Origin of the sequence: Sphingobacterium corticibacterium, assembly GCF_004208525.1 — a bacterium.
In the GTDB taxonomy this organism is placed as follows: Bacteria; Bacteroidota; Bacteroidia; order Sphingobacteriales; family Sphingobacteriaceae; genus Sphingobacterium; species Sphingobacterium corticibacterium.
Window position 1 is genome coordinate 1,004,118 of the sequence record NZ_SGIT01000001.1, and the last position, 13,873, is coordinate 1,017,990.

Consider the following 13,873-nt stretch of genomic DNA (forward strand, 5'->3'; position numbering starts at 1 on the left):
TTGGAAACAAAACATTTTCCTTATTTTGTATTGGAATGTAATTTGATAAAGATAAATCATGATGAAATTTTTAAAAATAGTATTTATTATTGTTATTCTGATTGCTATCGGTTGGTTTTTGCTGGTGCGATTTGGTAATAGACCAACATCGGAAAGTAAGCATCAATTACTGATCGAGCGCATTGAGGCAATGGGTAAGCTGGAATTAGTGAAATATCGGTTCAGTGATGTATTGGAACACAAAAACGTCAGTGCCTATTTACCGGATGCAAGCGTTTTGCTCATTGTTAAAGCTGACGCTGTGGGATGTGTGGACTTGACAAAACTCTCTCCACAAGATATAGAAGTAATAGACGATTCAGTCTCTATACGACTGCCAGCCCCTGAGATCTGTTATGTTAAAATCGATCACGAGGCTTCAAAAGTATATGATACGAAAATGGCATTCTTCCGAGAAGCCACTCTGGTCGACGAGGCTTTTAAAAGTGCCGAGAAGGAAGTTTATAAAGAAGTACGAAATTCAGATATTTTAACCCAGACAAAAGAAAACGCAATCCATGTGTTTAGGCCTTTACTAGAGGGATTGGGTTTTTCTAAAATAAGGGTGCATTTTGAATAATACTAAGATCGCTTTAAACGTTAAAAAATGTTAAATGGTCGGTTTTAGATAATAGTTTACCCTCGTTGGCGTTATAAGAGTATAATTTCATAATTTAGGTTAATAATTGGTTTGGTAAAATCCTGAGGTTCCCCGCTTCAGGATTTTTCATTTTATATGGTAATCCGATAAAACATATTCTCTCAAAACATCATAAAAAAGAAGACCTCCATCCGGGCGGATAGAGGCCTCACTAACCAATTATAACTTGCCGCCATGCTCTAGCGGACTGAATTATGAAACGCTAAGATAAAAAGAAAATCCAACTATGCAAAATAATTCATCTATTTTATCTACTTCCAATTTTAGCCCTAAAATTATTTTTTCTTAGATTTTTTCCGTTATCTTTTGCCGAACGACAAGAAACCGTTCCCCGCCTAACGGTAAGTAACCATATTCATAAACAAAAAAATAAATCTGTCCTTTGGCAGTGCTAAGCTGATTCGTATAAAAATCGAAATCCAATCCGCTAGACAGTAGTTTTTCGCGTGATACTTTCTGCATTTTTTCATTGCCTAGTATTTCACTCAGAATTCGCCGATTTCGTTTTAGTATATCATTGATTTTTCGCACAAAACGGTTAGGAACACTATTTCGATTATTGTTGTAAGCATTCCGGCAGCCGTCATCGCAATAACGTTTATCCGACCGCCCTACAATAGGTTCGCCACAAGCTAAACACATACGTTTCTTCATATTTTTACATAATTCTATTATAATTCTTTACTCTACAAACGTTTTTAATCGTTTATAAACGGTTATAAACGTGTATAATTGGTTAACTACCGGCTAGTCGCAACCAGCTTTCGCAACTTTGAAATGTCAACAGCGAATACCATTGACACTATAAATGTAAAATATCTAAGGTGGATTTACAACTAAAATTTCAATATTATGAGCACGTTAATTAATGTAGTACAACTTATCGGACGTTTAGGAGCCGATGCAGAAGTAAAGTCAACAACAAACGGAACCAAAGTTTCCAACGTACGTTTTGCCACCAATGAGTACTCCAGAAACAGTCATGGAGAATGGGTAGAAACTACCTATTGGCACAGCTTGGTATTTTGGGGGAAGCTAGCAGAGCGATTAGAAAAGAAATGTAAAAAGGGAACCCGCTTATTGATACAAGGTTCTTTGGTTTATCGTGATTATACCGATGTTAACAACATAAAAAGAGAAGTCACCGATATACGGGTACAACAATTTATGGTGCTGGATGGTCACGCAGGCCATGCGTCTTTGTTAGAAGTTCCCGCTGATATCGATGACGACGATGTAGATCATCATTCTTCATAGAAACAAAGAGGGTGTCTTTCAAATCGGAGAGACACCCTTCTCTGTAGATGCATAATACCATCCCTTTATAAATCCCAACCGGCAGCCTCTGCTACTTTTTTGGGAATATCGGTATTCTCCATTTTATGCGTAAATCTCCCCGCTCCCGCTCCAATAGCAAAAACAGGAATATAAGCGGCCGAATGCCCTCCTGATGCCCAGCTCACCGAACCTTTTTTATTCAATATTTTAATAGCCTCGCTTGCTAATTTATCATCGTTTGCATATAAACTTTTTGCTGTTTCCTCTCTATGTTGCAAAAAACTTTTTTCGTAAATAGCAACAAGGGTTTCTTCTTCTTCTTTGCTCACCGCCACATCCGCAAACAGTCCGATATTTTCCGTTAAGATGCCTTTTACTTCTTCCCAGCTTACGTCCCTTTTTGCAGTTCGCAGTGCAGACAATAACTGCGATAATGTACCTTGGGATACCCGTTGGTTTACCAATAGTTTGGTGTTCAAGCGACTGCTGCCGTTACCCACAGCGATACCACCAGTCTCATGGTCCGCCGTGACGATAATCAGGGTTTCCTCTGGATACTTTTCATAAAATGCATAAGCCCTTTTTACCGCTTCGTTAAAATCTAATACTTCCCGAATAGTCGTTGTCGCATCATTGGCATGTGATGACCAATCGATCTTGCCTCCCTCAACCATCAAAAAGAAACCACGATTGTTATTTTTTGTTAACGATTCAATAGCCGCATCGGTTATCTGTGCTAAATTTAAATCGTCTTGTTTTTGATCAATAGCAAATTTTAACGCGGAGGGATCCTCCTCTTTTACATTCATCAGAATTATTTTATCGGCAGCTTGCTTCGTTTTATGATAATCCGCTAAGCCATAAGCTAACGTATACCCCGCTTTTTCAAACTGCGGAAACAAGGAAGGAGCTTCCTTGTTTTCCGAATCCTTATTTGGGCTTAAGAAACCTGATCCTGCAAAAAAATCAAAATTTGATTTTATAATATCTTGTCCGATTTCATAATAACGATTACGGTTAGATTGATGGGCGTAAAACGAAGCTGGGGTGGCGTGATCTATACTCACAGAAGTGGTAACCCCCACTTTAAGACCTGCTTCTTTCGCCGCGTAAGCGATACTCTTATAGGCTGTTGTAGCGGCACTGTCCATTCCTATCACACCATTTTTAGTTTTTTTACCCACAGCCAACGCCGTCCCTCCAGCTGCGGAGTCCGTCACACCATGGGATAAAGAATACGAAGTAGCAAATGTCGCGTAGGGAAATGTAGAGAATATCAACGGGAATACCGTATTGCGATCTTCTTGCGCCGCCAGAAAAACTTCAGTCAGGTTAATTTGGTTTAAACCCATTCCGTCGCCAATCATAAAAAAAACGTACTTGGGTTTCTGTTGTGCGAACGCGCCAAATACAACAGACAACAGGAGGCAAAGAATTAAAACACTTTTCTTCATTTTTTTTGGATATGTTTACGTTGATAAAATTAACATACTATTATAAAGTCTATGTTAAATTAAGTAGCTTATGAAGTTAAAACAAATAATCAAATAACACCAAATCTTATCTAACAAGTTACATCGGTTTAGAGAAAACATTATTTTTGCAAAATATGACAGTACAACAGAAAGAAATGATTGTTCAGGATTTCGAAAAATACATGCAGTATACTTCGCAATATAAGCTACCTTTCACGTTGGAGCGTTTTGCCACATTCGCGACTTCTTTAGTCAATTTCTACGCCGGCAGTAATTTGATCTCAACGGGCGAGAGAAAGGAAACCGCTTTGTTACTCAGCCGTTCTTTTAATGCCGGTATCGGAAACCGTATTACCCACGAAGATCTCGATCAGATTGCTGATTTGATAATTTCAGATTCCACGATCGATTATTCAATTTTAAGCCCTATATTTTCTTCGTGAAAAGTTTTTAATGGCACAGAAGATGGCAACAACAAAGACGACTTACTCAGGGAACGATGTTATGGATTTTATAAATTCATACGTTGACAACGAACAGAAAAAAGCCGATAGTATTCGTCTCATAGAACTGATACAGGAATGGTGCGGCTTGGAACCTAAAATGTGGGGACCGACCATTATCGGGTTCGGCAATTACCACTATAAATATGCCAGTGGACACCAAGGCGAAGCCCCAATTCTTGGTTTTTCACCGCGAAAAGCAGCTTTTTCGTTATATGTTTTCTCCGACACCGAGAGAAGTAAGCTATTATTACCTGACCTAGGTAAATTCAAAATGGGCAAAGCCTGTATTTATATAAAAAAACTTGCGGATATCAATATCTCCACGTTACACGAACTATGCAAAGAATCCATAAACTACATTCATAAACATCACGAATGTGCTTGCCGGGTAAAATAATAATAAAACCAATGCCCTCAGGGGGTAATAAGGATAACTCGTGTTAATACAAATTTAATTCGTCGCATTGCAAAAGAAAATTTACCTTTGCGCTCTCTATTTAGCACAGGCAAATGAACAAAGCACTTATTGCATTAGCATTTGGCGGATTAGCTATCGGGATGACAGAGTTTACCATGATGGGCATCCTTCCAGACATCGCCAAAGATTTACAAATTGAAATTCCAGAAGCCAGTAACTTAATAGCCCTCTATGCGTTGGGCGTTGTTGTGGGTGCTCCTACCCTGGTTGCATTCAGTGGAAAATATTCCCCACGAAACATCCTGCTTTTCCTGATGCTACTGTTCTTCGTATTTAATGGTATTTTTGCGATTGCCCCCAACAAAGTGCTGCTGCTCACCTCACGCTTCATCTCCGGTTTTCCACACGGTGCTTTTTTTGGAGTAGGTTCAGTAGTTGCGGCGCGATTGGCAAAACCTGGTAAAGAAGCGCAAGCTATTTCTATGATGTTTACCGGAATGACGATAGCGAACTTGGCGGGCGTGCCTTTAGGAACGTATATAGGCCATCATTATTCTTGGCGAATCACTTATGGCGTAATTAGCTTATTGGGCTTGATTACCTTTTTGGCTATCTATTTCTGGATGCCGAAAATGGAAGCCAGCAAAACGAACAATGTGTTAAAACAGATAAGCTATTTCGCCCGCTGGGATGCGTGGTTAATGGTTGCTGTTATTGCCATTGGAACCGGTGGCTTGTTCGCCTGGATATCCTATATCGCCCCGTTAGTAACCGATGTATCGAATCTTCCCGAAAACCGGGTGCCATTTATTATGATTTTGGTAGGATTGGGTATGTTTTTCGGAAATATCATCGGTGGTAAGCTCGCGGATAGCATAACACCTTCCAAAGCAGTCATTATGGGCTTTATAGCTATGGCAATTTGTTTATTATTAGTGTTTTTTATCGCTCATATCACTTATTTAGCTTATCCTATGGCCTTTATCACCGGGATGATTTCCTTTTCTATTGGTTCTCCTCTTCAAATGATGCTGATCAACAATGCTAAAGGAGCAGAAACATTTGCCGCGGCAGCGGGACAAGCAAGTTTTAATATTGGGAATACCCTCGGCGCCTATCTTGGCGCGATCCCAATTACGCTCGGATATGCCTATAACTATCCATCACTCGTGGGTGTATGCATGGCTAGTATGGGAGCTGTTCTCGCTTATACCTTCTGGCGGACCGTAGTGCGGGCGAAAATGAATGTCTAGGGCGCTTGGCGTTTCTCCCAAGCAATAACCAAACGATTCATCAGCGAGTAACGCGCCATACCTTCAGGTTGATTATTATGGCGTAAATAGCTTCCATAAAATAAGTTAGTCAACCGATTAAACGTGCCATAGTATTGTTGCCAAAAAAGACGTTCTTCTTCATAATCACTCCGAACCTCTGCTGAGAGCTTGGACACATACGAAGTATAAAGTGCTTTATCCTGAAAATAGAGTGGTCGAAGCAAATATTGGACGGTTTCATAATAAGCCGCATACCGATACCACGTATTCGAATGATCGCGAAGCATCAGAAAAGCGATGAAATTACATTCGTCTTCAAAACCTATTCCCATCTGATGCGCTAATTCGTGTACTACTGTAAAGGGATAAGAGATTATGGGCATGATACCATTTACTTGAACCTCTTGTGTAAAGGGATTAAAATAGCCTGTTACTGTAAAATAGGAGACCAACGTACTCGACAAAGGTTGCTTTGCCCAAACTTGCGTAGGAGAAAGCATGGGTAAACGAGTGCTATTTTTTTCCATCAGCTGCTGCAAATCATGCCGTGCTTGCGCTTTATCCATGCGTGTGGTATCCAATTGTTCCCGAAGTTGATTGATTTCCGTGATATAACGATCGAGTATATCGAGGTAATCTTCTTGAACAATCGTATCGATTTGCAGCCCTAGTTGTTGCTGCAACGGTACGCGATAATAATTTAACCCCCAACTCACATAGAAATAAATATAGGTTCCAAGTAAGACGAGAACAAGCAGCATAAGCCGTCGCTGCACGATTCCCCATCTACGTTTAACCAGTGCGGCTACCGAAGACATCGCTATCCATAGCAAACTGCCTGATAAGAGTAGGTAGAATACATCGCCGATACTAAACGGCAGCCAACCGAATAACCATTTAGGTAAATGGGAAAAAAGTGGATAAAACTGGCGGCTATAATATTGCTCAACAAACGCCGGCGACTGTTTTATCCAAGATAAGATGAACATCACGATAAGACATACCGATACGGCAATCAGATATCCTTTTTTCTCGTTTTTGAAGTTAACTTTCGGTTTCAAAATATAGTTTATAATAATTTAAACCCCGCTCGTCATCAAAACCAGATTCAATATAGTCTCGCTTACCATGTACATAGATATGAAAATTCTTATCTAATTTAATAACCGATTTATAGGAAGCGGCCATTTTTTTTACTGCGGGAGACGCGATTTCAAAATTTGACTGAAATGGTGTATCGAATTCTTCCGCAAAGTTTTCTTGATATTCCTTAAACAGCGATGCTGCCTGCGGATTACCGATGACTTCTTCTTCAAATTCACCCTGATCAAACGTCTCCTTTGTTTTAAAATAGTTCATCGAGCGATTTAAGAGATCGATTTTATCCGCACTTTCTAATTCAAATGCTTCGTCCAATTTATCATTGACGAAATTCTTATATACTTTGAGCAAATTCCCCGTTTGCTGGAAATTATCGTTACGCGCTTTGATCTTCAAAAAGTCATCTTTCCAATAGACAGCTTCCGATTGATTGGTTTGGTCTACGACTAGCACTTTATATCCTTCCTCCGCCTCTGTTTTTACAATAACTACCCCTTTATCCAATTTATTGATATTAATAGCCTCTTGCTCGTAATCAAGGTCAAAACCACCTGCATTTGGATACACTTTTAAATAGGCTTCTTTATTCTCCGATTTAAAAATCCCTATAGCATCATGCTCTTCACCTTCCAACTGTACATTTTTGAGCGCAACGACATATACTTCACCTGCTTTTATTTTCGGGTGTTCCGAAACCTCATACAAGTGCTTTGCCAATTGTTGGGACATATCGTGAAAAGCTATCTTCCCTTCGAAATATTGTTTTGTGAAATAATAGACTTCATTGAGTTGCAAATCGTCGTTTGGATGAAAAAAGCGATAGACCTCATTCGCTTTGCTAAAAGGTTTCATAAAATACTGCATCAGTAAATCCGGCAGTATTTCGTCCTGTGAAATCGCAATAGGCGTATCGGATAACACATAAAACTCATCCTGTGCTTTATTCCCAACGCGATGTATGGAGAGTTGTTCAAAAGTTGCGTCTTGATGGAAGAACATTTTTTAATATTAAAGATTAATTTTCTTATTGAATTTATTAAAAGCCAAAAATATCGATGGCTGTTTTATAGGTGCTCACATGTGCGTTCACTATATCTTTGATGTGCTCCGAATAACCTCCACCCATACTAATCTGTACGGGAAGCCCCTGCTGTCGGCATTTATCTAAGACTAATTCATCCCGATGGCGACAACCGGCTGCCGTCAATTTAAGCTTTCCCAATTTATCGGTCGCTAAAATATCAACTCCAGCTTGATAAAACACAAAATCAGGCATAAAAACTGTAAATATTTTATCGAGGTTCTCTTTTAATAAGGCCAGATAGGCTTCATCATCCATGCCATCTGGCAAGGGTATATCCAAATCTGAACATTCTTTAACAAAGGGAAAGTTTTTATCACCATGCATAGAAAAAGTAAATACGCAGGGATGCTCTTCAAAAATATGAGCGGTACCGTTTCCTTGATGTACATCTAAATCGATGATCAATATCCTCTTTGCCAGCTTCTGATCCAATAGATAAGCGGCTGCCACCGCTTGGTCATTAAGCAGGCAAAAACCTTCTCCGAAATCGCGCCCGGCATGGTGTGTCCCACCGGCAACATTGAAAGCCACTCCATGCTCTAAAGCGTATGTACATGCTTGAATTGTTCCATCCAGAATATACCGCTCACGGTCTACCAAAGATTGCGAAAGCGGAAATCCAATTCTACGCACCATTTTCGCGTCCAGCGAAAGATCCGTCAATGCCGTGACATACGATGCGTCATGCGCCAATACAATAGTGGATACATCAACCTGTCTCGGTTCAAAAAAGCAATCTGTCGAAACCAACCCCTCGTAAAGCAGCTGCGCTGGAATAAGCTCATATTTCACCATAGGGAAACGATGTCCCGTTCGCACGGGATGGACATAAGCTGGATGATAGGCTATTCGTAACACAACATTTTTGTTTTATTCCTCGCGAAGTTAAAGGATATTTTTTTATCTTCGAAAACGACAGACCGAATCAATTGATCAGAAATGGAAGAAACAAACAATTTACCTATTCTAAGTGCTGAAGAATTACGTGTTTTGGGTTCACTTCTCGAAAAATCCAAAACAACACCTGAATATTACCCTATGACTTTAAATGGTTTACAGACGGCATGTAATCAGAAAACCTCTCGTAAACCTGTCGTTTCGTACGATGAAAACACCATTATAGAGGCTTTGGATAGGTTAAGAAAAAGAGGATTGGTGTCTACTGCAGTCGGCGGCGGAAGCCGTGTGACGAAATACAAACACAATCTTGCCATACAATACCCTTTAATTCCTCAAGAATTGGCGGCGCTGTGTTTACTGATCCTCCGCGGACCTTTAACGCCCGGTGAGATCAATTCCAATGCGGGGAGATTGTTTAATTTTGAAAGTATTGATGAAGTACAAGAGGTGTTAAACCGTCTGCAAGAACAGGAGCCTGCTTTTGTAAAACAATTGGCGAAGCGTCCTGGTCAGAAAGAAGTACGTTATGTACATTTGCTTGGCGACGTAAACGAGGAAGATTATGAAAATCTTTCGAGTTCTTCAGACAGCAGCTCACCAAGTCGTATACACGAATTGGAAGAACGTGTGAGTACCTTGGAAGAACAACTGGCTGCGTTAAAAAAAGAATTTGACAATCTGATGGAACAATTGTCGTAGACTGTTGCTTTTTAATGATTTCTACCGTTTAATATATTAAGGCACAGCTTTTGCTACCCTTGCACGTATAACTAACGGTAAAAAATAATGAAAAGAACACCTGCGACAACATTCGTAATACTAGCCTTCATAGCGCTAGTATTAATATTTGCAACTACATGTGCGGGGTTAGACTAAACCAGCAAAGTCGACGATTATCTACAGAACGACAATTATCTTATCCCTGTATAAAATAAGGCATGTCTTTTGTTGTTTTCTATTCAGAAAACTGAAAGGATGAAGTCATGAGAAGAACACCATACACCACCATAACAATCGTTGCATTAGTTGTGTTAATAATGATATTTGTGACGACCTGTGCAGGTACAGCGTAAATCGATTTTACTCTTTTTCCCAAAAGTCTGCATTTTTAATCCCTAGTTCTTTAGGATTAAAATTGGGATCTTTAATTCCCGCTTTACGCTTTTTGGTATAGTCGTTCCATACTTTCAAAGCGGGTTTACTAAGTAACAAGATAGCGATTAAATTTACCCAAGCCATTAATCCTACACCAATATCTCCCAAATCCCAGGCTAAGCCGGCTGTCCTAACTGTACCAAAATAAGTCGCCGCGAGAAAACCGATCCGTAGTATCCATATAACCACTTTCGTATTACCGTTTTTAAAGATGTACGCCATATTGGTTTCCGCATAATAGTAATATGCCATAATTGTAGTAAAAGCAAAAAAGAATAAGGCTATAGCGACGAATTGGTTTCCAATAGACGGGAAATGATGTGCGACAGCGGCCTGTGTAAAGCCACCTGCCTCTACCCCCGGCACGTGTTCGATTACAAAAGTCAATGCATTTCCGGAAGCATCAAATGTCTCTCCAGTATTAAACATCCCGGTAAATAAAATCATAAAAGCAGTTGCAGTACAAACAAATAACGTGTCTACATATACAGAAAAAGCCTGTACCAATCCCTGTTGAGCTGGATGTTTCACCTCTGCTGCAGCGGCGGCGTGGGGCGCCGTTCCCTGCCCCGCCTCATTGGAGTATATCCCCCTTTTCACACCCCAAGCGATAGCCATTCCAACAACCCCACCAAAGGTCGCATCCATACTAAAGGCCGATGTGAGAATGAGTTTTAACACTGCCGGAATCTGTGAAAAATTCAGCGCAATGATCACTAAAGCCATTAAAATATAAGCACCTGCCATAAAAGGAACAATATATTCAGAGGCTTGCCCCAAACGTTTTACACCACCTATAATAATAATCGCCAACAAGATAATAACCCCTATTCCTATCCAGCTAATAGGGAAGTCTATACCTAAAATAGGAAGTGAGGTCAATTGTATATTAAAAGCATTGGATACGGTCCCGTTAATGGCATTACTCTGCACACCTGGTAGAAGGAACCCTGTACTGACAATCGTAACAATTGCAAAGAGGACCGCATACCACTTCACACCTAATCCTTTTTCAATATAATAAGCTGGCCCGCCCCGATATTCGCCATCTTGCTCCTGCTTGTAAACCTGCCCTAAAGTTGCTTCAACAAAAGCAGAAGCAGAACCCAGAAAAGCAATTGCCCACATCCAAAAAACGGCTCCTGGCCCCCCCATAAAGATTGCTGTTGCCACACCCACAATATTACCCGTACCAACCCGTCCCGATATGGCTAACGCGAATGCTTGAAAGGAAGAGATACCTTTATCAGAGTCGCGTTTTACAAATAACAAACGTAACATCTCCTTTATGTAAGCTACCTGTAGAAATCGGGTGCGAAATGAAAAATACAGTCCGGTAAACAAACAGAGATAAATAAAAAAATCACTCCAGACAAGGTTAGACACTACTTTTACAATACTTTCCATATGTTTTTTTGACGCGTTCGGTTGTGTACGGTTATTTCTACGGCTTAAAGAAAAGATTTTTTTTGCAAAAAGACATACATTTTTTATATAATCTTCCAAAATTCTTTTTCTGGAGCGATACATGTAAGTTTTCCACCCTACCCCACTTCTTACAGAAAATGCCTTATCTTTGAATAAAATGGGACGATATAATGTCAAATTCGGATAAGGCGATTAGAACAACTTACTTTAGTATACTGACCAACTTTTTGTTGGCATTGGTGAAGTGGTTAGCCGGTTACTTCGGTCATTCCCATGCCTTGATTGCCGATGCCATTGAATCTACCGCCGATATTTTTTCTTCGTTTTTGGTATTATTAGGATTAAAATATTCTAAACGTCCAGCTGACCAGACACACCCTTACGGACATGGACGTATAGAGCCTTTGATTACCTTTATCGTTGTTATTTTCCTTATTGTTTCAGCTTTCATTATTGCGAAAGAGAGTATCCATAACATTCAGACACCACACGAGGCACCCAAATCCTGGACATTATATGTATTAGGAGCAATTATTATCTGGAAGGAAATTTCTTTCCGGGTGATCATGAGAAGGAGTAAAAAACTCAACAGCACCTCCCTCAAAGCTGATGCTTGGCATCACCGTAGTGATGCTATTACGTCGGTAGCTGCTTTTATCGGTATATCGGTAGCTTTGATTTTCGGTGAGGGATATGAAAGTGCGGATGATTGGGCAGCATTATTGGCTTCCGGATTAATCATCTATAATTGTTACGGCATATTTCGGCCGGCATTGGCCGAAATCATGGATGAAAACCGCTATGAAGAGCTGGAGGAAGAAGTTCGTCAACACTCCCTTAATGTACCCGGAGTGGCGTTGATCGAAAAATGTTATATACGAAAAATTGGCATGCTATTCCAAATAGATTTGCATGCCGTCGTAAATCCTAACCTGTCTGTACGAGAAGGACACACGATAGCTCACGATCTCAAAGACTATCTAATCGCAAACCTAGATAACATCGGAAATGTCTTCGTGCATATTGAGCCGTTTGAGGGGGATACACACCAAAAAAGCTAAATAATGACCGTTTCTATAGGTAAATATTTATTCCGAAAAAAGCCCCATATCTGCCAAGTCAGCTTTCATTAGATAAACATTGTAGGGCATCCACATAGACATCGTAAAATACAGGCTCTCACCTGTGACAGACAGGGGATGGAAATAAGAACCATATAGCTGCGCATAATCGTTTCCTGAAGCCAGCTCGTACGGCGCGCTCCAAGGACCGGTAAGCTCATCGGCGACACGCATCGTTATATTATACCGATCCTCATTGAAATAAGCGATTATCCATTTCTTAAATGTATTGCTGTAGATAAAAGACAGTTCGCCTACTTTGTCTTGTATAATAACAGTCGCTTTATGCTCATCCCCTTTTATCCACTGCCCTGTGGCGCTACTCCAATATTCATAATTCTCCTGGGTTTCGATATCTGTTTCGCGGAACCTACATAAGCTTGCCGGGCTATTTCGCCCAGTTTGTGTTCCGATCATGTACACATAACCATCCCGCTTAAAATAGCCTCCCTGGCCAAAATTACTATTGGAGGAAAACAGGACATCTTCGCATTTCGTCCACGTTAATCCGTTATCGACAGATTTGTACATACCCGAATAATTCGTAATCCATCCATCCCATCTCTTCATATTAAAATAGTGTACATAGTCTGCCCCATTGGCACGAATAGCCGCCGTAGGGATAGAAGTCCAGTTACCATTACCCGACTGATCCTTACCGCCATACACGATCTCGCGGGCATTACCGCTATTATCTAAGGCCATGTTACTAATCGACAAACCATCTTCCATGTTATTGTCTGTTGAAAAAGCTAGTACATTGGAACGCCAGCTCCCACCGTTTGGCCCCGGCTGGTTTGGTCGGGGTACGAAGTCCTGCCCGAACGTGTCACCGAAAAAAATACCATATTTTCCGGCATCCATTTCCCATATGATGCCTAAATCCGTTCCGCCCACATTCCAGTTTCCCGCGGTGTTATTCGGGCTTGCGAAATGTTCGCCTGCTATCGGGTTTCCGGTGACACGGGCAATACGTTCCACCTTACGGATGAAAAATCCCCAACGGTTATCAACATGCAGCACCAGATCTTTTGATACCCCTTCATCTTCATAATGGGCGGTCAGCAGCAGGTCGAAAGATTCGGGATCGGATGGTTGAATAGTATAACCAAACGTATACGATGCCGAAAGTTCATCTCGGTTTATCTTTGCCGAATACGTAGATCCTCCACTTTTTTTAACGGAGATATAAGCAATGGCGTTCAGATTTTTGAACGTTAAAACCGTGGTTGCTTTCTTCGTATGCTTGTCGGGAATCAAATGTATATCGGTTGTCAGAATTTCATCCGTTGGTATATGTATAGGTTCGACTTCATTTTTACTACAGGAACTCCAGAGCAGTGCGTAGCAGAAAAAAACGAAATACAATGACCTTTTCCCTATGCATATACCAGCTAATCTGTTACGTTGTACCATATCTTTTTAAGTATAAA

14 protein-coding genes are annotated in these 13,873 nt (G+C 40.5%); 7 read left to right on the forward strand and 7 right to left on the reverse strand.

Annotated features, from left to right (window positions below; translation table 11 throughout):
- The first annotated feature begins 58 nt into the window (after nucleotides 1-58).
- Nucleotides 59-619: a DUF4230 domain-containing protein gene (locus EWE74_RS04225; protein ID WP_130140259.1), complete on the forward strand. Its 561-nt coding sequence runs from the start codon at nucleotides 59-61 to the stop codon at nucleotides 617-619.
- Between the two features lie 366 nt (nucleotides 620-985).
- Here the strand turns inward: EWE74_RS04225 and EWE74_RS04230 are convergent, their stop codons facing one another.
- Nucleotides 986-1,354, reverse strand: coding sequence for a DUF2116 family Zn-ribbon domain-containing protein (locus EWE74_RS04230; RefSeq protein ID WP_130140260.1), 369 nt, complete (start codon nucleotides 1,352-1,354; stop codon nucleotides 986-988).
- Nucleotides 1,355-1,552: 198 nt separating this feature from the next.
- Between EWE74_RS04230 and EWE74_RS04235 the strand changes: the two genes are divergently transcribed.
- The gene (locus EWE74_RS04235; RefSeq protein ID WP_130140261.1) at nucleotides 1,553-1,957 is read left to right on the forward strand and encodes a single-stranded DNA-binding protein; all 405 of its coding nucleotides are present in this window, start codon (nucleotides 1,553-1,555) and stop codon (nucleotides 1,955-1,957) included.
- A 65-nt stretch (nucleotides 1,958-2,022) separates the two neighbouring features.
- On the opposite strand, the gene EWE74_RS04240 is transcribed toward EWE74_RS04235, so the two are convergent.
- The gene (locus EWE74_RS04240; RefSeq protein ID WP_130140262.1) at nucleotides 2,023-3,432 is read right to left on the reverse strand and encodes an alkaline phosphatase; all 1,410 of its coding nucleotides are present in this window, start codon (nucleotides 3,430-3,432) and stop codon (nucleotides 2,023-2,025) included.
- A gap of 155 nt (nucleotides 3,433-3,587) precedes the next feature.
- Here EWE74_RS04240 and EWE74_RS04245 point away from each other — a divergent pair, with 155 nt between their 5' ends.
- The 3 genes from EWE74_RS04245 to EWE74_RS04255 all read left to right on the forward strand — a co-directional run bounded on the left by EWE74_RS04245 (nucleotide 3,588) and on the right by EWE74_RS04255 (nucleotide 5,630).
- The gene (locus EWE74_RS04245) at nucleotides 3,588-3,896 is read left to right on the forward strand and encodes a hypothetical protein (RefSeq protein ID WP_130140263.1); all 309 of its coding nucleotides are present in this window, start codon (nucleotides 3,588-3,590) and stop codon (nucleotides 3,894-3,896) included.
- Between the two features lie 22 nt (nucleotides 3,897-3,918).
- Nucleotides 3,919-4,356, forward strand: coding sequence for a DUF1801 domain-containing protein (locus EWE74_RS04250; protein WP_130140264.1), 438 nt, complete (start codon nucleotides 3,919-3,921; stop codon nucleotides 4,354-4,356).
- Nucleotides 4,357-4,469: 113 nt separating this feature from the next.
- Nucleotides 4,470-5,630 carry an MFS transporter gene (locus tag EWE74_RS04255; protein WP_130140265.1) on the forward strand — a complete coding sequence of 387 codons (1,161 nt, stop codon included), beginning with the start codon at nucleotides 4,470-4,472 and terminating at the stop codon, nucleotides 5,628-5,630.
- Here EWE74_RS04255 and EWE74_RS04260 read toward each other — a convergent pair.
- The 3 genes from EWE74_RS04260 to EWE74_RS04270 are packed head-to-tail and all read right to left on the reverse strand — an operon-like array spanning nucleotide 5,627 to nucleotide 8,694.
- Entirely contained in the window at nucleotides 5,627-6,712 is a 1,086-nt protein-coding gene (locus EWE74_RS04260; protein ID WP_130140266.1) for a DUF3810 domain-containing protein, read from the reverse strand. The genes EWE74_RS04255 and EWE74_RS04260 overlap by 4 nt on opposite strands.
- Nucleotides 6,696-7,751 carry a nucleoid-associated protein gene (locus EWE74_RS04265; protein WP_130140267.1) on the reverse strand — a complete coding sequence of 352 codons (1,056 nt, stop codon included), beginning with the start codon at nucleotides 7,749-7,751 and terminating at the stop codon, nucleotides 6,696-6,698. Before EWE74_RS04265 ends, EWE74_RS04260 begins: the two co-directional genes overlap by 17 nt.
- A gap of 37 nt (nucleotides 7,752-7,788) precedes the next feature.
- The gene (locus tag EWE74_RS04270; RefSeq protein WP_239018551.1) at nucleotides 7,789-8,694 is read right to left on the reverse strand and encodes a histone deacetylase family protein; all 906 of its coding nucleotides are present in this window, start codon (nucleotides 8,692-8,694) and stop codon (nucleotides 7,789-7,791) included.
- An 81-nt stretch (nucleotides 8,695-8,775) separates the two neighbouring features.
- On the opposite strand from EWE74_RS04270, the gene EWE74_RS04275 reads away from it, so the two are divergent.
- A complete protein-coding gene (locus EWE74_RS04275; protein ID WP_130140268.1) occupies nucleotides 8,776-9,435 on the forward strand; it encodes a YceH family protein in 660 nt (219 codons plus the stop codon).
- A gap of 381 nt (nucleotides 9,436-9,816) precedes the next feature.
- On the opposite strand, the gene EWE74_RS04280 is transcribed toward EWE74_RS04275, so the two are convergent.
- Nucleotides 9,817-11,298: an alanine/glycine:cation symporter family protein gene (locus EWE74_RS04280; protein WP_130140269.1), complete on the reverse strand. Its 1,482-nt coding sequence runs from the start codon at nucleotides 11,296-11,298 to the stop codon at nucleotides 9,817-9,819.
- 191 nt (nucleotides 11,299-11,489) lie between these two features.
- Here EWE74_RS04280 and EWE74_RS04285 point away from each other — a divergent pair, with 191 nt between their 5' ends.
- A complete protein-coding gene (locus EWE74_RS04285; RefSeq protein WP_130140270.1) occupies nucleotides 11,490-12,380 on the forward strand; it encodes a cation diffusion facilitator family transporter in 891 nt (296 codons plus the stop codon).
- Between the two features lie 27 nt (nucleotides 12,381-12,407).
- Here the strand turns inward: EWE74_RS04285 and EWE74_RS04290 are convergent, their stop codons facing one another.
- Entirely contained in the window at nucleotides 12,408-13,856 is a 1,449-nt protein-coding gene (locus tag EWE74_RS04290) for a DUF4185 domain-containing protein (RefSeq protein WP_130140271.1), read from the reverse strand.
- Nucleotides 13,857-13,873 lie beyond the last annotated feature (17 nt).